Consider the following 21,403-nt stretch of genomic DNA (forward strand, 5'->3'; position numbering starts at 1 on the left):
GAGGTGCGCTATGAGCCGGATGAAGACCGAGCGGACCGAGAGCACGACGGTGACCGTCCGCGTCGACGAGAACCTGAAGGACGACTACACCAGCGCCCTCGACGGGTCGATAAGCGACGACCTGCGGACGCACATGGAAGAGGTCGCGCGAACCGTGCGCGACGAGCCCGACGACGACAACCTCCCAGACGACGAGGCGCTTCGAGACGGCTACATGGCGCTCCGGCGGACCGCCGAGGCCTACGACCCGAGCGGTCGTCGCCTCGACGTTGGGACCGCTATCTCGAAGGTCGCCGAGCGAGCGGGTATCCCGAAAGACGCCGTCCGTCGTCGCGTCCTGAAGCCGCTCGAACAAGAGGGATACATCGCACCGAAGTGGGGCGACATCATCGTCTACCAGCCCGAGGAAGCCAACGCGAGTGCGACTCGGGGCACCCCGACGAAGAAGAGTACGAGTAGCTAAGAAGAGTCGCTGTCCGTCTATTTTTCCGGCGGTAAAATGCTGAAACGGGCGCTAAGTAGTTCTATTTTATTTAGACGCACAGGAGTGCTGAATGTGGGGCCCATAACTACCGGGTTGGTTCCCTATCTTCGCGACCTCCAACCCAGCGATACACTATACTATGAGCACGGTCCCATCCCCTACTCACACTTATGTTGATTCGAATTCATTTCTGCACATGGGATTTCAAGAGGATGCCGAGTTGATTCGAAAAGTGATTGACGCTATTCAACAACCTCCTGCAGTCATATCTATGACCACAGAGGGAGTGCAAGGGGAAGGCGGCGATATTTCGAACGTGACGATTGCTGGGGTGAAGGGAGAGAACATGAAGGCGGTAGACATGGAAGCGACTGGTAGTGGTAATATATCCGGCGTCGATATCGGGGAGCTGAACGCGTGTATATCAGATACATCAGTTACGAAGAGATTAGAGACGGTAGAACATCTGAGCAAGCTCCTGATGTTGGCGGAGGTTGGACCGGAAGATCATGAGTCAAAAATTCAGGACTCATACACCTGGCTCAAGGAAAATGTCCCTTGGGTCGTTAGTTCCCTTTCCGGGTTGCGAATGTTCGGTTTGATCTGAATTTGAGCTCCAAACACTACTAATCAAGAGGTGACGGACAAGGTTCGGTTTTTATGTGGTTTGCATTTCCAAGTAGCACCCTAGCACGTACCGATTTGTCCTTGAATTCGCCGAGTTGCGAGTCCTCGTTGGCGAGGAGCGTTGCGAGGTCCTGTTCTTCTCCGCTGTCGAATGGTTCCGTAGCTCATTTTTTGGTGCCCTTGTCGCCGGACTCACGGGCCGTCTCTCCGGCCGGTCCTTTTAGCAGTCGAGTGACCCGCTGGTAGCCGCCGAGGACGAACAGGCCCCACAGCGGCACGTCGACGCTCGTTGAGAGCCAGCCGAGGTCAGCAACCATCATCGTCCTCCTGGTCGACGCCGCCGTCGGTAGCGACGACCCAGTCCTCGACGCGCCGCACGCGGCCGCGCATCACGACGAGGTCGCCGTGCAGGTCGCGGTGAATCCAGAGCATCAGCGCGCCGAGTCCGATGAGGAGCAGTGCCGTCACCGGGTCGGTCGTCTGGAGCAGGAGGTCGGTTAGCTCACTCATCGTCGACCACTCCGGCGACGATGTCGGCGGCGACCGTCAGCAGCGGGCGGACGAGATAGAGGACGACGAGCGCGAGCCCGCCCCAGAGGAAGAGCGTCGTCGTCGTCTCGCCGGCGTGACTCTCGCCGTCGACGTCGACAAGCACGTCGGTCACCGACCCGTCGGAGCCCCACAGACCGGGGCCGAGCACGTCGATGCTGTCGCCCTCGTGACCCTCCCAGACGAGGTCGATAGCGCCGTCGGTGACGGGGTTGCGCGAGACCCACTCGTCGGTCGAGCCCGCGAGCCCGTCGAGCGCCGCCTCGGTGTCGTCCGGCCCCCAGCCGGGGTCGCCCTGGTCGGTGGTTATCTCGTCGACGGTGTTGCCGATGCCGTCGAAGAAGCCCACCATCAGGACCACCCCGCGAGGATGCCGACGCCGGCGACGACCGCGGCCGCCGCGAGCGCGATGAAGTTCGTTCGTGACCCATCGCCGTCGAGGAGCCAGCCGACGCCCGACGTGCTCTCAGTCGAGTCGTCGGTGTCCGTCGACGGGCTCGACGAGCCGCCCGGCGACGACCCACCGCCGACCGAGGTCTCGCCGTCGTCGCTCTCGCTCGTCGAGGCGAGCGACGAGTCGATGTCGATGTCGAAGTAGGTCGACGCGAACGGGTCGCCGTCCATCATGACCTGTTGCCGGATTCGTCCATCTGCTAAGAGATGGATTCGGTCGGCGAAGGTGTCGCCGCCGTGCTCGCGGACGGTCGCAAGCACGGCCGGGTCGGACGGGTCCCACTCCTCGGAGTTATCGACCCATTCGAGTCCGAGCGGACCGCTCACTTGTCGTCACCTCCCGCGAGAACCGCCGCGCCGATGGCGACGACGACCGCGATGCCAGCCGCGCCAACCGCGAGAAGCCCGCCGCTCGACGAGTCGCCGGTCGACTCGCCCATCCCGGTGAGACTTTCGCGGAGGTTGCGAAGTTGCTCCTCCAGAGCGGTGATTTCACCGACTTGCGGCGTCTCACTCGACCCGCCGCCGACGATGTTGCGGACCTCGTCGACGACATCCTCGACGCTCTCGTATCCGCCGCTCAGTCGGTCCTCGTCGATGCTCACTGAGCCGTCGGGGTTGACCGTGACCTCGTCACCGTCGCTGTTTTCGTTCGGGTCGGGGGAGACGGCGTCGTTCGCCGGGTCACCTCCGCCCGGCATCCCGCTCTCAGAGTTGCCGGGGTCGAGGCCGAGGTCATCGTCGTCGTCATCGTCATCGCGGTCGATGCTTCCGTACCCGCCGGTCCCACCGTCGTCGAGGTAGTCGCCGGTGTCGATGGTGTTGTCGTCGTCTGTGCTGTTCCCGCCGGGCGAGTCGTCGTCATCGAGGTCGTCAATGTAGCCGCCCGGGTCGATGCGGTCGTCGGAGTCGGGGTCTGCGATGACCATCAGTTGCTCCCTCCAGACCGGACGAGTTGGCGTACGCGATGACCGTCGTCGCCAGTCGTCTCGTGGATGACTTCGAAGCTCTCTACCTCTCCCGTCTCAGCGTTGATGATTTCGGTATTTTCAGGCATTCACGTCCTCCTCCTCGACAATCGCGTTGATGGTCCGAGTGTTGGTCTGGCTCACGTCGGTCGCGTTCGAGTACTGGATGCGGATGCCCTGTGAGCTGTCGGTCCGAAGGGCGTTGAGGACGTTCGTCTCGTCGTCCTGTGGGATTTGATAGGTACTCGTCTTGCTCCACTCGTTGCCCTTGAACTCGACCGGGTCCATGTGCTCTGATTTGCCCTCCAGAACCGGGATGTAGAGGCCGTCGGGCTGCACGAAGAACGCATGCTTGCCGCTGTTGCTTCCGGCGGGGCTATCTGCTTTGAGGTAAAGCGCGATGAGCTTCCAGATTTTGCCCTCTGGAGCGTTTAGCACGGTCGTCTGGAGTTCTCCCGCTTCCAAATCTGCAGTTTGGGAGAGTTGGAGGTACTTGATGTCTCGCGAGGAGTTGCTGACTTGGTTCATCGGCTTCGACCACGGCCGTCCACCTCCCGGCATCTAGAACACCCCCCCGATGACACGCCGAATCCCACCGAGATAGTCGACAGTCGGCAACGCTCTGAATCGGTAGCCGTAGTCGGTGTTCGAATTGTCGGCGATGATGACGATTTGGTCTCCTTCTCTCATTTCTGCGTTCACGTAGTAGCGGTCGCCGTCAGGCTCACCGGTGATAAACTTCTCTCCGTCGCCGTAGCTCGGGATATCGGTGTCCTCGGCGGACTCGGGGTTGTCTGGGTCACCGCGGACGCGCCGAATCACCGGCCGGAGCCGGAGTGCATCCTCGGAATTGGGTACTGCCCACAGCGACAGCTGCTCGACGGTGCAGTCGGCGGGCGCAGTCCACGCGACCTCGTGGTCGGTGGTGTCGGCCGGTACCTCGTCTTGGATGTGCGGCGTCTCGCGGCGCTCGTCGGTCGTGAGCTTCGATAAAATTCCCATGGTGGGACCTCTACAGCGAACTCCGGTACAGCATCACGTCGCTGTTAGCCGGGTCGATTTCCTTGCCGTCCGATGCGCTGTCGGCGTCGATGCGGAACTCGATGTATCGACCCGCCGTCGCGTACGGAGCGAGCGAGTACATCAGCGGGCGCTCGGTGGGTGGCTCGCTGGCGAACTCGGAGAGTAGCGTCAGGTCGCCGAGCTTGCGCGTGTAGAGGGCCCGCCCATCGGAGTCGGTGATGGCGGCGTATAGCGTGCCGCCGATGGTGTCGCCGGCGGTGCCCGAGCCGTTGCCGGTGGCGACCACGTCGGCGTGCATGGGCGAGGCGTCCGCACTCGCGCGGTCCTTCCCGCCCGCACCGAACCATTCGTCCTTGTCCTGTGGGACTTTTTCGCGGTAGACCGTGACCTCCGCGCCGGCCTTGAGCGTGTCTTGGTCGAGGTCGTCGCCGCGGATGGGTCGCACGTCGCCGTCGAGTTCGGCGAGGTCCGCGTTGTAGCTGAGTGTTCCCGGCATCTAGACCCCCGGGATGTTCACGTCGTCGTCGGTGACGCCGGCCTTCTGCCGTGCGGTGTTGTACAGATACGCTCCTGCTCCGACGACGCCCATCGTGAGGGCGACGCCGACAACCCCGAGACCGAGGTTCTGTGCGGATTCACCGGGGTCGTCGGTGTCGACCTCGATGCCGAGTAGTTCAAGTGGTACTTTCGTCATTCCATTTCCGACAACGGGCGATTGTGAAAAAGTTGGAAGTGTAGTAGAATACGCTCAACAATTCAATTATTGAGCGTCGTACAGCACTCGTTATTTTACATTCACGGTCGCCTGACTGTTCGACACAGTATGATTGGCTACCCGACACTAGTTCTCGGCACGCTCGTGGCCTATCTCCGGGCTTCGGACGAGACGAGACCATTCGTGAAAGGAGCGTTCGGAATCGGCATCCTCGGCGAGTGTGGCGCACTCAGCGGTGCAGTACACGCCACTCAGTCGGGCGTCTCGATGCTCGGAGGACTCATCGCATGAACGGCAGGAAAGAGCCTCAGAACCCCACGGACCAGCAATGCGAGCATTGCGGACTGTTCTACGCGGCGCAGGGAATCCACAATCACCGGCCGGGGTGCCCTCTTCGAGACTGGGACACGATGATTCAGCCCCTCGACGGCGCTGGTGAGCCAGCCGGCGAGCGCGGTTCAGTCCCCGATACTGACCCGTCGAACCCGCCCGAATCGGGGGACATCGAAGTGTCGGACACTCAGAAGGCGATGACCGACGGCGGAAACCCCATCCACGGCGCGCCTGAGCCCATCACGGACGGTGGCAAGGACACCGAAGAAGTCGACGGGTGCCCCGACTGCGGGTCGGACGACTACGTCGACGCCGACGCTGTTCTGCGCGCTCGCAACCCGTCCGCGAAGAACACGGCGGTCCTGACCCAGTACGACCGCGTCTGCATCGAGTGCGGGGAGGCGTACGATGCCTGAGGACGGCGAGACGCCGTCACCACCCTCGCCGGGCGACACGTTCGTCCGCAACGCCGGCGTCCCGAACGTGGGCGGTGCGGCGAACCACGCGGCCGCTGAGGGTGCGGAGGCTGACGCGGGGAAGAACGACGGTGACTCTTCGGGCGGAGTCTTCGCGGCGCTCTTCGACGCGGACGCGACGGGTCCGGCGGTCAGCCAGCTTCGGTCAGAGTACCCGGACCTCCCGCGAGGGTCGCACTACCTCCTGCGGATGCTCATCCGCGTGAGTGGTGGCGACGGCACGCCGCCCGTGGTCGACGGAGCCGTCGGAACGACTCTCCTCGGGCTCCAGTACCTCCCGTCGGAGACGGCGCAGGACGGGAACGGAGACGAGAACGACAGCGGCCAGAACGACGAGGACCTCGACGACGACCTCGCGCCGCTCGCGGGTGTCGGAGGTGCGTGACGATGCAGGCGTACCACACGGTCGTTACCGGCGACTCCGGCGGTGGGAAGACGACCCTGCTGCGCGAGATGCAAGCCGAGTTCCCCGGCCTGAGCATCTGGGTCAACTTCACCAACACCGACGGCATCACCGGGCGCGACCTCGACGACGCCGCGACGGTCCGGTCGGTCGGCGAAGCTCGCGCATCGGACGCCACGCGACTCAACTGGGTGACCGACTCCCCGCTCGAAACGGCGCGGCAGGCGCGGACGGTCGCCCACGAGTACCACGAGGCGACGGGCTTCCCGACGCAGGTCATCTTCGACGAGGCGCAGAACGTCCTTCCCGACGGCGAGGTCGAGTCGGACAACCCGGTGAAACGGATGCTCCACGAGGACCGCGACAAGGGGCTGAAGGTCGTTATCGCCACGCAGGACCCATCGGACCTCGATTACACGCCCATCAAGCAATGCAAGTTCTGGGTGTGGGTCGGTGAGTGGGCCGTGTTCCACGACGGCTTTCTGCGGTACTTCTCGATTCCACGCGACGACCTCCCGACCGAGCCGTACCAGTACGTCGTCTTCGACAAGCGGATGAACGTGCTGCACCGCGCGGAGACGCAGGAGGCGTACGCATGATGTTTCTGTGACAGACTTTGGAACTCAACTATATGTTACTGAATATCCATGTTTAGTCATGGGCCGAATTGGTGACTGGTTTCTGAATAAAGTTCCAAATGACCGAAGGTTGAGAGAATACTCTCTTTCTATCGTGTTTTTCTTTGTGTTGGTTATAGTTCTCCTTGACTTATTGATACCAGAGAGAATTGATGTTCATTGGCAGATGGTCGCTTTAATCGGTATTTTGGCTCTAGTTCCGTTTGTACCACTTATCGAAAGCATCAACGTCAAAGATATGGGGATAACATTCAGAAAACGTGTTAAAAACACGAAATATAATGTTGAAAAGGCCTTTGATTTTCCAGAGGATGCCGATATTACTGACTATCTCTCCGAAAGTATGTTTAACCAATATGTCTATCAGTCTAGGATATCACCACTCGATTCACTACCTGTACTAAGAAACGAGATAGAACGCATTCTCCGAAAAATTGTGGGAGATTACTTTACTCAGGATGATGTTTCATTTGATGATCTAATCGTAGCACTTCGGAAAGAGACTCTTTTTCCACGCGATGGGATACGTGCGCTTCAAGAGGTCAACAAGTTAACCAAAATTGCGATTCAGGAACAAGATGAGCTGAGTGAGCGGGAGATCTCAAGAGTTCGGGAGTTAGGGATCACTACCTTGGCTCGGCTGAATTATTACTACGAACAGACTCACTCGAACGATAACTGATTTCTAAAATACGAGGTCTCGGGTGTGCCCTTCCTCCGAAAACATTTCAATAAGAGGCCATACCTACTCAATAAGCAGGTAGATTGAGTTGACCGGTATATCCGTGGATTATCACCGATTTACAGGTAAAGTTGCGGTCATTCTCCGAAAATATGCCCGGTCTATTTTGGTTTCTTTAACCCTCTTTGGGGCGCTTGTGAGCACTTTGAATTATTGGGGTTACCTATCTTCATCCTGTGCCTATTGGATTGGGATATCGATCTCTGGCATTTCTATTGCTGAAATTCTGTTTGTATTCCAGATTCAGGTGACAGATGAAGCTGAAACAACTACTGCGAGTACTAGTTCACTCACCGCAAGTGAAAACGTAGAAAACTCAGAACATAGTGAATCATCTGAAGAATAAGAACACGCATTTTTGACCACCCTCTCCGAAAACACCTGAAAGTGGGAACAGGACTCCGAGGTTAGTGTTATATCCGTGTCAATATAATTGAGTTACAGATGTCTGACAAACCGACGTCTGCAGAGCGTAATCAGGAGTATATTGAGAAACTTCTCTCAACACCTTCGGTGAGGGGAATTGAGAAAGTGAGTAAAGCCATGTGGAAAGTCACTACTGAAGAAGGACAGAAGACAGCGTACCTTCACTACTGCAAGTGGTTCAAGGAATCTGGAGGTCCAAAAGGCTATTTTCAGGGATCATGGAATCTCACAGAATCAGCAGACCGACCTCTCTATCATGTTTTCTTGGGACCGTCTGAGGACAGCGTTCGTGTCGTTCCAAATCAGGAGTTGATGTCGGCCAAGTTCGTATTGATTAGGGACCACGAGGGGGGTAAGCAGTGGAGGCTGAACGCTAATACTGCTGCTAATTATCCCAGGCTGGAACAGTACGACGACGAAACTGTTCTGACGAATTAGGCTCGCTCTCCGAAAAGACCTGAGAGTCGGAAAGAATCGGCTCGATTTCAGTCCTCGACACGGGGAAAAGACTAGGATACTGGCGCTATTCTTCCGAGATGTGAGGTAACCGGAAATGAAGATGCAGGACTACGAGAGCAAGGATGGGAAGAAAGTGTGGCTCAGTCGGAGCGAGGTCGATACGCTCCTCGACGTCGCCGACGGGACTGAACAGCGAGTCGCGTTCGCTCTCGGTGCGCGATGTGGGCTCCGTGTCGCGGAGGTCGTGGAAGTCACGCCCGACGACGTAGTCGACACGGAGGTCGGGAAGTTCCTCCGGGTGTGGGAGGGGAAGGGTTCGAAGTACCGAGAGACGCCCATCCCGACCGACCTCGCGGCGACGATCGCGGCGGTCGGCGACTACCGCGACGAGTCGAGCGATACACCAGTCGTCGACCGGACGACTCGAACCGTACGGAACTGGGTCACCAAGGCTGGCGACCAGCTGGTCGAGGAGACCGAGGATGTTGGTTGGTCGTTCCTCGGTCCGCACGACCTCCGGCGGACGTGGGGGACGCTACTGGTCGGCGCGGAGGTCGAGCCTGGTCTGGTGATGGAGTGGGGTGGTTGGGAGGACTGGGAAACGTTCAGAGAACACTACCTCGGCGCGTACAGTCTCGAAGCACAGGCGCGTGGGATGGACAAAATCGAGTGGTTGTAACGTTTCCGTAGCCTACTCTCGTGCATCTTCAATCTGGGAATGTAGAAAGATGAGCCCCTTCTGCGAGAGTAATGCTGTGACAATCAGAGCGACGATGAAGGCCATTTGCCCATCAACCCAAATTGCGGAGAACCCGAACGCTAACGCGGCGTAACCAAGGATGGTAACCGCTTTTAGAATGGTATTCAGCCGCTGAAAAACGAGTTTCACAGTCTGTGATTGGGACCGAATCAGCAGGATTGCTACGATTATGAACGTAGCAGCAGCAATTGCTGCGATCCAGACGTTATCGGTGCTTGTGATTGCTGAAAGAGAATCAGAGACGCTAATCTGCATAGTGAAGAGTAGTCAGAATCAACATTGCCGCGCCTGCGAGAGCAATGAGAATGCTTTGGAAATAGAAGGCACACATGAACGTCACTACAGACATGGCGTATAGAGTCGCCGCTGGATGCTCCAATAGGGCAGCATCAACCGCTTTGGATAGTGACGATTGAGTAGTCATGTTTTCTTCCTCCGTACCCGATACAACGTCGTGTGGCTGTATATTTTCTCCGATTACCTGTAATTGATCCTTACTGAGGGACTCTGCTAAGGCAGAATACTCTATCTCGCTGCCTTCTGATTCGGTTGGGAGAACCGATTCGTGGAAGACCTCTTCAGCTGTGATTCTCTCTGAAATGTTCGTTATTGAGTCTTGAACAATTCTTTCTTGGACATCGAGAGGAAGATTCTCCCAGTGGAACTCGTGTTCCTGAACGACACGGGTAACGCTACTCGGAGCTGTTTCAACCGAGTCGTCGTCATGTATCTTGGAACTATTCACCATCCTTGTCACCCTGTTTCGCTAATTGGTATAGTTGGCGGAGAGATTCATTTTCATTCACCCTGAAAATTGGAACATATGTTTTCGTTTCACTCCCATCTGGTTCCTTGATTACAAGACTATCTCCACCCTCTACAGATACTTGAAATTCAAACTGCAATATTCCATCAAGTGGCGGACTGGGACGGTTAAATTGATGTGTATATTCTTTTCCAGGCTCAACATTTGAGATCGTTTCTTCCTGGCTTTTGCTACTCAGTTTCGAACCCCCGTTGAGGTGTTGAATCTGTTCTATGTTCTTGAACACCAAATCTGTCGGCTCTGAACCATAATATTCAAATCTTATTTCATAGTACCACGGTACCCCTTCGACTAGTTCATTACCACTCACTAACTCAAAAAAATCGACAACTGGACGGAATTGTTCCCAGTCCAGATCGCTGTCTTCCAAGTCTTCCTCTTCAATCTCTCGGGCATCCTTGTCCTTGAGATCAGGGACAGTTTCATACTCAATACCGAACTCACCAGGAATATCTCCCGCCCCTTCTATTCGTGGTCCGCCACGAACGCCTGTAATCTCTATGTGGTCCATAGTGTTATCGTAGGGTTAGCTGTCACCAATTTCACGCCTTCGCCGGTCGACTTCTTTCCTGACTGCCGCCTCAATTAACTCCTGCCGTTTGTCGTACTGGTACGGCTCGAAAAGCTCGTCGAGCATCCCGTCGACTGCGTATGTAGTTTCAACGGCATATCTCAGCCAGATAGTCCTGTTTTGTCCAGCTACGAGCCGGTTCTTAATCCAATCGTCAATATTGTCTTCGTATGTGAGCGTCGTCCTCGCCATGTGAATCAATAATTCGGTGATGCACTAATAAGTTACATCACGGCTGATGTTCTGATGCAGTTGATGCAAAAGAATAAGTGAATCACTCATGTAGCTGTGAGTGCAATGGCACTATCAGTCAACATGACTGTCGCTGTCCCACCAGAGACGGTCGAGAAACTGAACGATAGAGCCCGTGAACACGGGATGTCGCGGTCGGCGTACGTCCGTCACCTCATCAACCAAGCGCCGGACTCGCCGTTCGAGACGCCCGAAGTCCAACTGACCGACGAACCGCCCGCAGAAGCATGAGGGGACCAGCCAAAGAGCCTGCCAGCTACTCTGCGGTCCCCGGTTCGGAGCAGTCGCGCGCGGCACGTAAGTCCAGCGTTGCGTACTGCGTCGAGGTGTTCTGAGCGTGAGTGACGATTCGTTCGACGTGAAGCTCGTCGTCACCCGCGGCACCGGGTCGCAGGACAAAGAGAAGATGCAGGTCGAGGTCTCGGCCGACTCGCTCGAAGAACTCGACGAGAAGGTGAACGGTGCCCGCGAGCGACTGCGCGAGTGGGCCGACGACATCCGAACCATCCAGCCGGACGGTCGCCGTCGACACGACGACGCCCAGACGGAACTCGGAGGTGCCAGCGCGTGACCGTCGTTTCCTGCGCAGTCTGCGGGCGGCGCGTGTACGCTGACGACCCCCACATGAGCGTCGAGGTCAACCACTTAGACGAGTTCGCGCGAGTCGCGGGAGTCACCGACTACGTCGTTCACGAGTACTGCGGCGAACGTGTGTTCGGCGGCTGGAGGAAGCCATGAGCGCCCAGACGAACCTCGGGACGTTCACCGCCGGACTCTCGCCCGCGGAGACTGACGCCTATCTCGCCGTCGACGAGGGCGACGAGACGCCGACCGAGTTCGCACGCCGGACCGGACGTGACCCGTCGACTGTGCGGACGCTCCTGTACCGCGCTCGGCGCAAGCTCGACAAGCGGGGTGGAGCGTGACCGACCTCGAACCGCTCTCCCCCGAGGAGGGCGTCACGCGCTTCCTGCGTCACCGCGAACCGAGCGTCCGCGCGTCGACCCTGCAGAACTCGCGCACTCGGCTGAACCACTTCCTCGACTGGTGCGAGGAGGTCGGCATCGAGAACCTGAACGACCTGTCCGGCCGCGACCTCGCCGACTTCGTCGCGTGGCGTCGAGGCGACATCGCGCCCATCACGCTCCAGAAGCAACTGAGCACCGTACGGGCGGCGCTCGGTTTCTGGGCCGACATCGAGGGCGTCGAGGACGGTCTTCGCGAGCGCGTTCACGCGCCGGAGCTTCCCGACGGAGCCGAGTCGCGCGACATCCACTTGTCGGCGGACCGCGCCGAATCGATTCTCGACTACCTCGACCGCTACCAGTACGCGAGCCGCGAGCACGTCATCATGGCGTTGCTCTGGCGGACCGGGATGCGCCGGGGTGCGCTTCGGGCGCTCGATGTCGGCGACCTGCACGCCGACGACCACGCCGTCGAGTTGGTCCACCGGCCGGAGACCGATACCGCTCTGAAGAACGGCACGAAGGGCGAGCGGTGGGTCTACCTCGGTCCCGAGTGGTTCGAGGTCGTCGACGAGTACGCCGCGACGAACCGGCACGATGTCGTCGACGACCACGGCCGCCGCCCGCTGATAACGTCGAAGTACGGGCGTCCGACCGGCGATACCATCTACAAGTGGGTCGGGAAGCTCACGCGCCCCTGCGAGTACGGCGACTGTCCGCACGACCGCGAGCGAGCGACGTGCGACGCGGTCGGGTCAGACGGCTATCCGAGTCGGTGTCCGTCGTCGCGGTCGCCCCACGCCGTTCGTCGAGGACACATCACGGCCTACCTCAACCGCGAGGTCTCGCCGGAGACGATTTCGGAGCGGTCGGACGTGTCGCTCGACATCCTGTACCAGCACTACGACGCGCGGACCCCGCGCGAGAAGATGAACGTTCGAATCCAGAACCTGCCATGAGTCACAACACTACCTGCCAGCCGCACAGCCCCGTGCGATTCCCGACCGGGACCTTCCCCGCGAGTCCACTACCATTTTCGCGACGCAACTCAGCGAGTCGTGACTCCGCGAGGAGTCCGACGAGTACCTCCTGCGTCGCGTGATGTAGTGCCTGTTTGAGCGGGGATTTGAATCAGGGAACGAGAGGTGAGCGAGCAGCGCGAGCGAACGGGAGTGACCGTGGTTCAATATCCCCGCGAGTCCATTTCCTTCCGTCACTTCGTTCCGTCAGTCACTGGACTCGCTTGCCCCCACTCGCTTCGTCTGCGAGCGACCCGTGAGTCGCCCGCATGGCCAGCGAGACGACACGGTCGTCTCGCACTGCTCGTGGGGACCCGCAAGTCCACTACCATTTTCGCGACGCAACACGATGAGTCGTGACTCCGTCAGGAGCCCTGCGAGTATCAACTGCGTCGCGAACAGATGTACGTCCCGTTTCTCATTGCCGTCCAATGCCGAGTTGATATGCCGCGAAGTACGAACTGAACATCGATATGGCAAGTAGAGTGCAGTACGTGCTTATAAAATAGAGAAGTTCAACGATTGAATTCGGTGAGCTGATACCAAGAAATCGAGATACGACCGCAGCGAATCCAATCGAAGGAAACGAAACAATTACCAGTACAAATCTACTGGACCATGCGCTGGACCGCCCCAGCATGAAGTCTTTTGGAGGGACGTCCATAGTCTCATCGTACGCAGAGAATTATTTTAAAATTGTCATTTCTGCACAGTACCTCACAGCCTAGGCTACCGCTGTTTTTGTGACACTTCCCACCGTGGTGAATACTGAGTCGTCGCGCTCTACGACTACACAATCGCGACCCGAACGAAGTACCACTCCCCGTCGTACCGGACGAGCTCGGGCCGGTCAGCGTTGCTGAACGAAAACCGGCTTTGTTCGTCGTCCGAGCGTGACTCGGCCGTCGAGCGCGCTCGGAAACATCGTTCACTTCCGCCGAACCCGACACTTTCACTCCGCTCATGGCGGACCCTCTTACCGTCTCGCTCCGAGGGCGTCGGTATGGAAACACGACGAGGCGAACCCCCGTCGGACCCGACGGCCCTCTTTCGAGCAATCGTCTCGAAACTCCGCGAGACGCGCCGCGGGGTCCACCAACACCGGATGGCGCAGGCGTTGCTCCAGAGAGACGCCAACGGCTCGCGGCTGGTCGGACTCGACGCGGACACCCAGCGGGCGGTCTTCTTCAACCCCGCGTCGCAGACGCTCGAACTGATACCGTTCGACCGGGAGGGAACGCACGAGGAGCGCGCGGAGGTGCTGTCGCGTCGGCTGAGCGACCCGTCGTCGTGGGTCGAGGCCAACGCCGCGGGGCTGTCGTGGGTGCACCCGCACTTCCGGTGGGTCTGCGGGCTGGACGACGCCGGGCGGTCGTGAGCCGGCAGTCGCGAGTCGGCAATCCGCTGCCACGTCCGACCGTGACCGATGTCCGACCGTGAAGAATTATACGCACGCCGCGCGCACAACACGTCCATGAACGACGAGGAACTCGACGAACTCCGGTCGTCGCTCACGCCCTACGAGTCGAGCGGCGGCGTCACCACCTACCAGAACACCGTCTCTATCGCCTGTCCGGCGTGCGAGAAGCCGTTCGACGACTTGGTCGTCTGCGAGAACGACTACAACAGCCTCGAACTGAGCATGATGCTCGACCTCTGTGTGACCCAACACGACGGCGACGTGCTCCTGTTCACGCACAAACAAGAGGAGTAAGCGGTCGTGGCGGTCGGACGCGGGCCACCGTTTCAGCCTCTCGGTTACGAGTCCGTCACTCCGCGCCCGTCTCGCCAGTAGCGGCCGGTGGATTCTCGTCGGCCAAAAACAAGTGGTCGAACGGGAGCGACCGCCGGGTTATTCCTGCGGCGGGAGGCCGTTTTCGTCGATGACCTCGCCGTCGTCGTCGACGGTGACGATGCCGCGGTTGTTGACCGCGTAGGGGTCCAAGCCGACCTCTTGGAGGAACTGCTTGTAGAGTCGCTCGGCCGTCTCGGCGTCTTTCTGGCGGTCGGAGGCGCGGTCGCAGAGTTCGACGAGATCTTCGGGTACGTCGTTTTCGTGGACGATCCAGTGGTTGATGAGGTCCGACAGCCGGCGGATTGGCGAGGTGAAGTGGCCGTAGATGTCGAAGTTGAGCGCGTAGTGGCCGCCGAAGGGGTCGTTCATGTACTTCGCGCGGGGCATGACCTTCAGCACGGCGCGCTGAATCTTGTTGAGCGTGCGGGAGTTCGCGCTCTCCAAGGCGTCGTTGACGGCCTTTCGGGGCTCGTCCCACGACGTGGACTGGATGCTCACGCCGTCGAGTTCGGTGATTTCGCGGAGCGCCTTGTCCCACTGGTCGGGAGTCGGCTGCGGGTGGACGCGGTACATCGCCTCGACGCCGCGGTTCCACATGAGTTCGTGCGTGACGGCCTTGTTCGCCTTCAGCATGCACTCCTCGATGATGGTGTGGGCGCGGTCGCGGCTCGGGTTGAGGACGAGCGAGCCGTCTTCCTTGCGCTGTTCGTGGAGTTGGTCCGCGAGGTCGAAGACCAGCGCGTTCTCCTCGTGGAGGGGGAGGTCGGGGTCTTCCAGCCGGTTTTCACACTGCGTGTAGGTGAGCCGTTCGTTGGAGTGGATGACGGACTTGTAGATGTTGATAGACTCGAACGAGAGCGTGTCCTTCTTGATTTCCATCTCGACGGTGTGGGCGAGGCGGTCCTCCTCGGGGACGAGAGAACAGACCGTCTCGGCCAGCGCCGGCGGGAGCATGTGGATGGTGTAGGCGGGGAGGTAGACGGTGTTGCCGCGCTTGACGGCCTCGGCCCACATCTCCGAGCCGGGGTGGACGTAGTGGGTCACGTCGGCGATGTGGACCCACAGCGTGTACGTCTCCTCGTTCTCGCGGATGCTCAGGGCGTCGTCGAAGTCCTGGGCGTCGACGGGGTCGGTCGTCCACGTCGTGAGGTCGCGGAGGTCTTTGCGGTGTTCGAGTTCGTCTTCGATCTCCTCGTGGACGCCGTCGGTGCGCGCACGCGCCTCCGAGAGGACTTCCGGCGGGAACGCGTCACGAATCTCGAACTCCTCGAACAGTTCCTCGCGCTTGTTCTGGAGGTGTCGCGCGAGTTCGGCGTCTATCTCCACCGGTCCTTGCCCTTCGGCGGTCCCGGCGTACGCCTGCGCGTCGTCTGACATAGCCCCGACTAGACGGGGCAGGGAGAAATGAGTGTCGGGCACGAGCCGCGACGTACGAGAATCGATATCACTCGTCGGCGCGCGTTTGCGTGGCCCAGCGACGGGCCGCCGAACCCGTCTTCAGCGACCGCGCTCGCCGGGCGATTCGTACCGCTCTTTGACCGCGTCGAAGTAGCGAAGCAGGAACTCCTCGTCGGAGATGCCGCGTTCTTCGATGTCGACGAGGAGGCCTTCGAGTTCCTCGCGGGGCTGGTGGCAGAGTCCCCGGTAACAGGACTTACAGAGGTGTTCGAACCGCTTGCCGTGTCGTTCCCAGCGGTTCCCCTCTTTGTCGTACTCGCGCGCCGCCGACCGGAGGACCGCGTCACCGCATGCGATGCACACGACACGATTCCGGTCCCGGTTCGTCCGGGAGCGCCACATATGAGGGGAGTGGACCCAGTCGTACTTAGCAGTTTATCCTGTTACAGTCTGACGCGCGTCCGACGCCGACGCGGCTCGCGCTCGACCGGCCGCCGTGGGGCATCACCGACCACTCGACGCGGAGCGGTCGATTTATCGGCCGTGAGCGTCCACGACCCGGTATGAAGGTCAAGTCTCGCCACCACCTCCGAAGCGACGAGATCGACGCGCTGTGCGACTCCATCGAATCGTCCCTCGGCGTCGCCCTCGCTGGCGACGCGTTCGAGGCGGTCGAGTTCGCGGACGCCGACTACGAGGTCGTCCTCGTCGACGGCGAGCCGGCGGTCATGTACGTCGATGACCAGCCGTTTCTCACGGTCAAGGGCGCGAACCAGTTCCCGCCGACGACGAACGTCGTCACGGTCGACGCTGGCGCGGTCTCGTTCGTCTCCAGCGGGGCCGACGTGATGCGCCCCGGCATCACCGAGGCCGACGAGTCCATCGAGGCGGGCGACCTGGTCGTCATCGCGGAGGAGACCCACGGCAAGGTGCTCGCCGTGGGTCGCGCGCTCGAAGACGGGGCCGACCTCGTCGGTGACTCCGGCAAGGTCGTCGAATCCATCCACCACGTCGGCGACGACCTCTTCGAGTTCTCGGTCTGAGCCGACCGCCGCGGTCTCAGGGTCGGCGTGCGCTCCGCCCGGCTACGCTTCGGCGTACTTCTCTAGCGCCGCCTCGTACCCCTCCCGCGCCATCGAGAACGTCTCCCGCAGGTCGCGCAGCGGCGTCTCCGTCGCGTCGACGCGGAGGTCGTTGTAGTACGGCTCCATCTCGCGGTCCTCGGTCGAAGTCACGACGACGGCCGCGCTCTGGATGGCGAGGTCGTCGCGCTTGTCGCCGCCCGCGGCGTGTCCCGCGCCGAGCGCGTCGATGAGGCGCTTTGCGAGCGGTTCGTCGCCGTCAGCAGTCCGCTCGTAGGCGTCGGCGGTGGCTTCGACGACCGCCTCGCCCGTGAGCAGGTTGCCCGCGACGGTGTAGGCGTCGCCCTCGCGGTGGCCCGCCCAGCCGAGGCAGTCGTCGCCGGTGAAAGCGAACGTCGCCTCGGAACCGACGCCGTGGAGCTGTCGTTCCGCCCGGCCGTCGTCGGCGTTCAACAGCGCCTGTAAGGCGTCGTCGACGGCGAGGCCGTCTTCGAGGTAGTCCATGCCTTTCTCCCCGAGTTCGACGTTCGTCAGCGCCTGTGTCGCCACCGCGCCGTGTTCGGTTGCGAACGGGCAGAGCGCGCCGACGCCCGGCAGGCGGGTCGTCACGGCGACGCCGAAGCGGTGCTGGTCGTCGCCGTCGGCGTCGACGTACGGCTCGCGGACGCAGATGCTGAAGGTCATCGTGTTCGTCTGCCCCCGCGCGCCGCTGGCTAAAAACACCCGGCGAAACGCCGCGACCGCCCCGCGCGCGTCGGACGCCAGCTGGAACCGCCGACTCCACGGTCGCACGCGCTCGCGGCGGTTCTGCCGGCGATTCGGCGCGTCGTCGGGGCGAGACCTGTCTGAAATCAGACAATCGTCTGACGTAAGAACTAACCCCGTTGTGGCCTCTCTACGTCCTATGGGTATCATGAGTAAGATTCTCGGTGGTGGTGGTTCCCGAACGACCGAGGACTACGTCGAACTCGACCTCGACGACTTCGACACCGCTCGCGGCGACGCCGGCCTCTCGGTTCATATCGCCGAAATCGGCGGCCAGCAGGACGTTATCGCCATCAAGGACGCCGTCTACGACGGCAACCTGGTCATCGCGGACATCACCCGCCACACGACCTCCGACAGCACGATGGAGCACATCATCGACGACCTCCGACAGGTCGCGCGCGAGGTCGACGGCGACATCGTCCAGAAAGGCGACGACCAAATCGTCATCACGCCCACGGGCATCTCTATCTCGCGGCAGAAGCTCAACGGCTGACGACGGCGGACGACACCCGCTTACGCTCCGATTTCTCCCCGACTCGCAGCCGCGAGCGATGCGGCTCGAACGGCCCGAACCGATGGCTATTCGGTCCTCTCGTTCCTAGAGTCGTCCGAATGAGCAAGGACTACATCGAGGTTCGCGGTGCCGAAGAGCACAACCTCAAGAACCTCGACGTTCGCATCCCCCGCGAGACGTTCACCGTCGTCACCGGCCTGTCGGGGTCAGGCAAGTCCTCCCTCGCGTTCGACACCGTCTACGCGGAGGGCCAGCGGCGGTACATCGAGTCGCTTTCGGCCTACGCGCGGAACTTCCTCGGCCAGATGGACAAGCCGAAAGTCGAGGCCGTCGAGGGCCTCTCGCCCGCCATCTCCATCGACCAGAAGAACGGGGCCAACAACCCCCGGTCGACCGTCGGGACCGTCACCGAACTCCACGACTACCTCCGCCTCCTGTACGCCCGCGTGGGCACCCAGTACGACCCCATCACGGGCGAGGAGGTCGGCGAGCAGTCCGCACAGGACATGGTCGACCAGATTCTCGAACTCCCCGAAGGGACCCGCGCGAAGGTCGTCGCGCCGGTCGTCCGCGACCAGAAAGGCGAGTTCAAGGACCTGTTTTCGGACCTCGTCTCCGAGGGCTACGCCCGCGTCGAGGTCGACGGCGAGGAGTTCGACCTCTCGTTCGAGACGCCCGAACTCGACAAGAACTACGACCACACCATCGACGTGGTGGTCGACCGCGTGAAAGTCGCGCCCGAGGCGCGCTCCCGCATCGCCGACTCCGTCGAGACCGCGCTTGAGGAGGCCGGCGGCGTCCTCAAACTCATCGTCCCCGACCCGCCGGCGGACCTCCCCTTCGCCTCCAACACCCGGTCGACCGGGTCGCTCGCGGGCGAGGGCGACGACCGCCTCGTCGTCGAGTTCTCCGAGGAACTCGGCAACCCGAACTCGTCGTTCCGATTCTCCGAAATCGAGACGCGCTCGTTCTCGTTCAACAGCCCCCACGGGGCCTGCCCGGAGTGTGAGGGCCTCGGCAAGGCCAAGGAGGTCGACCCCGACCTCGTCGTCACCGACCCCTCGAAGCCGCTGAAGCACGTCTTCGAGCCGTGGAGCTACAACCGGACGTACTACCGCCGCCAGCTCGACAACGTCGCGGACCACTTCGGCGTCAGCGTCGACACGCCGTTCGAGGAACTTTCCGACGAGGTGCAGGACGCCTTCCTGTTCGGCACGAGCGAGGACGTGGTGTTCGAGTGGACGACGAAAAACGGCACGCGCCACAAGGAACACCCCTTCGAGGGCGTCGTCGGCAACCTCGAACGCCGTCACGTCGAGACGGACTCCGACCGGACGCGCGACCACATCGAGGAGTTCATGGCCGTCACGACCTGCCCCGACTGCAACGGCTCGCGGCTCAAAGAGCAGTCCCGGCACGTCCGCGTCGGCGGCACGACGCTCCCCGAGGTCAACCGCATGACCATCGCGGGCGCGCTCGAACACTTCGAGGGGCTCGAAACAGAGCTCTCCGAGCGCGACCGCACCATCGCACAGGAGATTCTCAAGGAGATTCGCGCCCGCCTCGGCTTCATGACCGAAGTCGGCCTCGAATACCTCACCTTGGACCGCGAGGCCGCCACGCTCTCGGGCGGCGAGTCCCAGCGCATCCGCCTCGCCACGCAGGTCGGCTCCGGCCTCGTGGGCGTCCTCTACGTCCTCGACGAGCCGTCCATCGGCCTCCACCAGCGCGACAACGACAAGCTGCTCAACACGCTCGAAGGCCTCCGCGACCTCGGTAACACGCTCATCGTCGTCGAACACGACGAGGAGACGATGCGCCGGGCCGACGAAATCATCGACATGGGTCCCGGTCCGGGCAAGCGCGGCGGCGAGGTCGTCGCGCAGGGCGACTTCGACGACATCGTCGCGGCCGACGATTCCATCACGGCCGACTACCTCTCGGGCCGCAAGGACATCGACGTGCCCGAGAGCCGCCGCGAGGGCGACGGCGAACTCGTCGTCCGCGGCGCGCGCCAGCACAACCTCGACGACCTCGACGTGCCGATTCCCCTCGGGACGTTCACGGCCGTCACCGGCGTCTCAGGGTCGGGTAAGTCCACCCTGATGCACGAGATTCTCTACAAGGGGCTCGCCCGTCGGATGAACGACAACACCTCCGTCGACCCCGGCGAGCACGACGCCATCGAGGGCTACGACGACATCGAGACGGTGCGGCTCATCGACCAGTCGCCCATCGGCCGCACCCCGCGGTCGAACCCGGCGACGTACACCGGCGTCTTCGACTACGTCCGCGAGCTGTTCGCGGAGACGAAGCTCTCGAAACAGCGCGGCTACGAGAAGGGGCGGTTCTCCTTCAACGTCAAGGGCGGCCGCTGTGAGGCCTGCAAGGGACAGGGCAACGTCAAAATCGAGATGAACTTCCTCTCGGACGTGTACGTGCCCTGCGAGGAGTGCAACGGCGCGCGCTACAACGCCGAGACGCTCGACGTGACGTACAAGGACAAGACCATCGCCGACGTGCTCGACATGGAAGTCGACGAGGCGCTCGACTTCTTCGAGGCGAACTCGCAGATTCGCCGCCGCCTCCAACTGCTCCACGACGTGGGCCTCGGCTACATGCAGCTCGGCCAGCCGTCGACCACCCTCTCCGGCGGCGAGGCCCAGCGCGTCAAACTCGCGGAAGAACTCGGCAAGAAGCAGACCGGCGACACGCTGTATCTGCTCGACGAGCCGACGACGGGTCTCCACAAGGAAGACGAGCGGAAGCTCATCGAGGTGCTCCAGCGCCTCGTCGACAACGGCAACACCGTGCTCGTGGTCGAACACGAACTCGACCTCGTGAAGAACGCCGACCACATCGTCGACCTCGGCCCCGAGGGCGGCGCGGGCGGCGGCACGATTGTCGCCAGCGGCACGCCCGAGGAAATTGCCGCGAACCCCGACTCCCACACGGGCCGGTACCTCCGCGACTACCTCCCCGACGTGGACGAGGAGGGGCCGCGGTCGGACCGCCGCAAGCCCGCGAAAGTGACGAACGACGACGACTGAGCCGCGCGTCGCCGTAACTGCGACGTTTCGTTTTCACGCTCGGGTCGGCCGACGGCCGCTCGCCGGGCGAGACGCTTTCGCCAATCAAACTACTCCGGGGAAAGACA

The 21,403-nt window shown here is 61.3% G+C and carries 36 protein-coding genes; 19 read left to right on the top strand and 17 right to left on the bottom strand.

The features are described 5' to 3' along the window. Window positions 1-10 precede the first annotated feature (10 nt). Window positions 11-463 (top strand): hypothetical protein, encoded by a 453-nt coding sequence (locus tag E4P24_RS02035; protein ID WP_223173864.1) that lies wholly within the window; start codon window positions 11-13, stop codon window positions 461-463. 217 nt (window positions 464-680) lie between these two features. After that, on the top strand, window positions 681-1,091 hold the full coding sequence (locus E4P24_RS02040; RefSeq protein WP_144859280.1) for a hypothetical protein: 411 nt from the start codon (window positions 681-683) through the stop codon (window positions 1,089-1,091). A 184-nt stretch (window positions 1,092-1,275) separates the two neighbouring features. Here the strand turns inward: E4P24_RS02040 and E4P24_RS02045 are convergent, their stop codons facing one another. From E4P24_RS02045 to E4P24_RS02085, 10 genes are read right to left on the bottom strand one after another with little or no spacing between them, the layout of a single operon-like run. After that, window positions 1,276-1,428, bottom strand: coding sequence for a hypothetical protein (locus E4P24_RS02045; RefSeq protein ID WP_186372523.1), 153 nt, complete (start codon window positions 1,426-1,428; stop codon window positions 1,276-1,278). Continuing rightward, window positions 1,418-1,621 (bottom strand): hypothetical protein, encoded by a 204-nt coding sequence (locus E4P24_RS02050; protein ID WP_144859282.1) that lies wholly within the window; start codon window positions 1,619-1,621, stop codon window positions 1,418-1,420. The genes E4P24_RS02045 and E4P24_RS02050 overlap by 11 nt, the downstream gene beginning before the upstream one ends. Then, entirely contained in the window at window positions 1,614-2,012 is a 399-nt protein-coding gene (locus tag E4P24_RS02055) for a hypothetical protein (protein WP_144859284.1), read from the bottom strand. The genes E4P24_RS02050 and E4P24_RS02055 overlap by 8 nt, the downstream gene beginning before the upstream one ends. Beyond that, window positions 2,012-2,440, bottom strand: a complete 429-nt coding sequence (locus E4P24_RS02060; RefSeq protein ID WP_188148031.1) for a hypothetical protein — start codon at window positions 2,438-2,440, stop codon at window positions 2,012-2,014. Before E4P24_RS02060 ends, E4P24_RS02055 begins: the two co-directional genes overlap by 1 nt. After that, window positions 2,437-3,042 carry a hypothetical protein gene (locus E4P24_RS02065; RefSeq protein WP_223173865.1) on the bottom strand — a complete coding sequence of 202 codons (606 nt, stop codon included), beginning with the start codon at window positions 3,040-3,042 and terminating at the stop codon, window positions 2,437-2,439. Before E4P24_RS02065 ends, E4P24_RS02060 begins: the two co-directional genes overlap by 4 nt. Next, complete coding sequence (locus E4P24_RS19135) at window positions 3,042-3,170, bottom strand: hypothetical protein (RefSeq protein WP_255505159.1); 129 nt, start codon at window positions 3,168-3,170, stop codon at window positions 3,042-3,044. The genes E4P24_RS02065 and E4P24_RS19135 overlap by 1 nt, the downstream gene beginning before the upstream one ends. Further along, complete coding sequence (locus E4P24_RS02070; protein ID WP_144859979.1) at window positions 3,163-3,609, bottom strand: hypothetical protein; 447 nt, start codon at window positions 3,607-3,609, stop codon at window positions 3,163-3,165. The genes E4P24_RS19135 and E4P24_RS02070 overlap by 8 nt, the downstream gene beginning before the upstream one ends. Window positions 3,610-3,642: 33 nt before the next feature. Further along, on the bottom strand, window positions 3,643-4,083 hold the full coding sequence (locus E4P24_RS02075; protein ID WP_144859981.1) for a hypothetical protein: 441 nt from the start codon (window positions 4,081-4,083) through the stop codon (window positions 3,643-3,645). A gap of 10 nt (window positions 4,084-4,093) precedes the next feature. Further along, complete coding sequence (locus E4P24_RS02080; protein ID WP_188148032.1) at window positions 4,094-4,600, bottom strand: hypothetical protein; 507 nt, start codon at window positions 4,598-4,600, stop codon at window positions 4,094-4,096. Further along, window positions 4,601-4,798, bottom strand: coding sequence for a sugar kinase (locus E4P24_RS02085; protein ID WP_188148033.1), 198 nt, complete (start codon window positions 4,796-4,798; stop codon window positions 4,601-4,603). It lies immediately after the preceding gene. Between the two features lie 129 nt (window positions 4,799-4,927). Here E4P24_RS02085 and E4P24_RS02090 point away from each other — a divergent pair, with 129 nt between their 5' ends. The 7 genes from E4P24_RS02090 (at window position 4,928) to E4P24_RS02120 (ending at window position 8,975) form a co-directional block, all read left to right on the top strand. Continuing rightward, complete coding sequence (locus E4P24_RS02090) at window positions 4,928-5,110, top strand: hypothetical protein (RefSeq protein WP_008612835.1); 183 nt, start codon at window positions 4,928-4,930, stop codon at window positions 5,108-5,110. Then, window positions 5,107-5,568 (top strand): hypothetical protein, encoded by a 462-nt coding sequence (locus E4P24_RS02095; RefSeq protein WP_223173866.1) that lies wholly within the window; start codon window positions 5,107-5,109, stop codon window positions 5,566-5,568. The genes E4P24_RS02090 and E4P24_RS02095 overlap by 4 nt, the downstream gene beginning before the upstream one ends. Next, on the top strand, window positions 5,561-6,013 hold the full coding sequence (locus E4P24_RS02100) for a hypothetical protein (RefSeq protein ID WP_188148035.1): 453 nt from the start codon (window positions 5,561-5,563) through the stop codon (window positions 6,011-6,013). Before E4P24_RS02095 ends, E4P24_RS02100 begins: the two co-directional genes overlap by 8 nt. Before the next feature lie 2 nt (window positions 6,014-6,015). Continuing rightward, window positions 6,016-6,630, top strand: a complete 615-nt coding sequence (locus E4P24_RS02105; RefSeq protein WP_004044547.1) for an ATP-binding protein — start codon at window positions 6,016-6,018, stop codon at window positions 6,628-6,630. A gap of 58 nt (window positions 6,631-6,688) precedes the next feature. Beyond that, complete coding sequence (locus tag E4P24_RS02110) at window positions 6,689-7,351, top strand: hypothetical protein (protein ID WP_188148036.1); 663 nt, start codon at window positions 6,689-6,691, stop codon at window positions 7,349-7,351. 504 nt (window positions 7,352-7,855) lie between these two features. Continuing rightward, window positions 7,856-8,275 (top strand): hypothetical protein, encoded by a 420-nt coding sequence (locus E4P24_RS02115; protein WP_188148037.1) that lies wholly within the window; start codon window positions 7,856-7,858, stop codon window positions 8,273-8,275. 115 nt (window positions 8,276-8,390) lie between these two features. Next, complete coding sequence (locus E4P24_RS02120; protein ID WP_188148038.1) at window positions 8,391-8,975, top strand: site-specific integrase; 585 nt, start codon at window positions 8,391-8,393, stop codon at window positions 8,973-8,975. 12 nt (window positions 8,976-8,987) lie between these two features. Here E4P24_RS02120 and E4P24_RS02125 read toward each other — a convergent pair whose 3' ends face one another. Genes E4P24_RS02125 through E4P24_RS02140 form a run of 4 tightly spaced genes read right to left on the bottom strand, consistent with a single transcriptional unit; the run spans window position 8,988 to window position 10,645 of the window. Then, window positions 8,988-9,311, bottom strand: a complete 324-nt coding sequence (locus tag E4P24_RS02125; protein WP_188148039.1) for a hypothetical protein — start codon at window positions 9,309-9,311, stop codon at window positions 8,988-8,990. Further along, window positions 9,301-9,804, bottom strand: a complete 504-nt coding sequence (locus tag E4P24_RS02130) for a hypothetical protein (protein WP_188148040.1) — start codon at window positions 9,802-9,804, stop codon at window positions 9,301-9,303. Before E4P24_RS02130 ends, E4P24_RS02125 begins: the two co-directional genes overlap by 11 nt. Then, the gene (locus E4P24_RS02135; protein WP_188148041.1) at window positions 9,794-10,393 is read right to left on the bottom strand and encodes a hypothetical protein; all 600 of its coding nucleotides are present in this window, start codon (window positions 10,391-10,393) and stop codon (window positions 9,794-9,796) included. Before E4P24_RS02135 ends, E4P24_RS02130 begins: the two co-directional genes overlap by 11 nt. Window positions 10,394-10,408: 15 nt before the next feature. Further along, window positions 10,409-10,645, bottom strand: a complete 237-nt coding sequence (locus E4P24_RS02140; RefSeq protein WP_188148042.1) for a hypothetical protein — start codon at window positions 10,643-10,645, stop codon at window positions 10,409-10,411. A 105-nt stretch (window positions 10,646-10,750) separates the two neighbouring features. Here E4P24_RS02140 and E4P24_RS02145 point away from each other — a divergent pair, with 105 nt between their 5' ends. The 7 genes from E4P24_RS02145 (at window position 10,751) to E4P24_RS02175 (ending at window position 14,403) form a co-directional block, all read left to right on the top strand. After that, window positions 10,751-10,936 carry a CopG family transcriptional regulator gene (locus E4P24_RS02145; protein WP_188148043.1) on the top strand — a complete coding sequence of 62 codons (186 nt, stop codon included), beginning with the start codon at window positions 10,751-10,753 and terminating at the stop codon, window positions 10,934-10,936. Between the two features lie 106 nt (window positions 10,937-11,042). Beyond that, window positions 11,043-11,276, top strand: a complete 234-nt coding sequence (locus tag E4P24_RS02150) for a hypothetical protein (RefSeq protein ID WP_004044541.1) — start codon at window positions 11,043-11,045, stop codon at window positions 11,274-11,276. Next, a complete protein-coding gene (locus tag E4P24_RS02155) occupies window positions 11,273-11,443 on the top strand; it encodes a hypothetical protein (protein ID WP_188148044.1) in 171 nt (56 codons plus the stop codon). Before E4P24_RS02150 ends, E4P24_RS02155 begins: the two co-directional genes overlap by 4 nt. Beyond that, entirely contained in the window at window positions 11,440-11,631 is a 192-nt protein-coding gene (locus tag E4P24_RS02160; protein ID WP_004044540.1) for a sigma factor-like helix-turn-helix DNA-binding protein, read from the top strand. The genes E4P24_RS02155 and E4P24_RS02160 overlap by 4 nt, the downstream gene beginning before the upstream one ends. Continuing rightward, complete coding sequence (locus E4P24_RS02165) at window positions 11,628-12,629, top strand: site-specific integrase (RefSeq protein WP_188148045.1); 1,002 nt, start codon at window positions 11,628-11,630, stop codon at window positions 12,627-12,629. Before E4P24_RS02160 ends, E4P24_RS02165 begins: the two co-directional genes overlap by 4 nt. Window positions 12,630-13,692: 1,063 nt before the next feature. After that, window positions 13,693-14,067: a hypothetical protein gene (locus E4P24_RS02170; RefSeq protein WP_115802113.1), complete on the top strand. Its 375-nt coding sequence runs from the start codon at window positions 13,693-13,695 to the stop codon at window positions 14,065-14,067. A 96-nt stretch (window positions 14,068-14,163) separates the two neighbouring features. Continuing rightward, a complete protein-coding gene (locus E4P24_RS02175) occupies window positions 14,164-14,403 on the top strand; it encodes a hypothetical protein (protein ID WP_004065334.1) in 240 nt (79 codons plus the stop codon). 138 nt (window positions 14,404-14,541) lie between these two features. Here E4P24_RS02175 and E4P24_RS02180 read toward each other — a convergent pair whose 3' ends face one another. Next, on the bottom strand, window positions 14,542-15,861 hold the full coding sequence (locus E4P24_RS02180) for a ribonuclease R family protein (protein ID WP_188148046.1): 1,320 nt from the start codon (window positions 15,859-15,861) through the stop codon (window positions 14,542-14,544). A 120-nt stretch (window positions 15,862-15,981) separates the two neighbouring features. After that, window positions 15,982-16,284 (bottom strand): hypothetical protein, encoded by a 303-nt coding sequence (locus tag E4P24_RS02185; RefSeq protein WP_115802114.1) that lies wholly within the window; start codon window positions 16,282-16,284, stop codon window positions 15,982-15,984. A 161-nt stretch (window positions 16,285-16,445) separates the two neighbouring features. On the opposite strand from E4P24_RS02185, the gene E4P24_RS02190 reads away from it, so the two are divergent. Then, window positions 16,446-16,925 carry an RNA-binding protein gene (locus tag E4P24_RS02190; protein ID WP_004044533.1) on the top strand — a complete coding sequence of 160 codons (480 nt, stop codon included), beginning with the start codon at window positions 16,446-16,448 and terminating at the stop codon, window positions 16,923-16,925. Between the two features lie 42 nt (window positions 16,926-16,967). Here the strand turns inward: E4P24_RS02190 and E4P24_RS02195 are convergent, their stop codons facing one another. Continuing rightward, window positions 16,968-17,648 (bottom strand): DUF1028 domain-containing protein, encoded by a 681-nt coding sequence (locus E4P24_RS02195; RefSeq protein WP_188148047.1) that lies wholly within the window; start codon window positions 17,646-17,648, stop codon window positions 16,968-16,970. A gap of 220 nt (window positions 17,649-17,868) precedes the next feature. Here E4P24_RS02195 and sepF point away from each other — a divergent pair, with 220 nt between their 5' ends. Both sepF and uvrA read left to right on the top strand, forming a co-directional pair. Beyond that, the gene (gene sepF / locus E4P24_RS02200) at window positions 17,869-18,225 is read left to right on the top strand and encodes a cell division protein SepF (protein WP_004044531.1); all 357 of its coding nucleotides are present in this window, start codon (window positions 17,869-17,871) and stop codon (window positions 18,223-18,225) included. A gap of 119 nt (window positions 18,226-18,344) precedes the next feature. After that, a complete protein-coding gene (gene uvrA, locus E4P24_RS02205) occupies window positions 18,345-21,296 on the top strand; it encodes an excinuclease ABC subunit UvrA (RefSeq protein WP_004065331.1) in 2,952 nt (983 codons plus the stop codon). Window positions 21,297-21,403: the final 107 nt, after the last annotated feature.

The sequence above is a fragment of the Haloferax sp. AS1 genome (assembly GCF_014530665.1).
Classification (GTDB): domain Archaea; phylum Halobacteriota; class Halobacteria; order Halobacteriales; family Haloferacaceae; genus Haloferax; species Haloferax volcanii.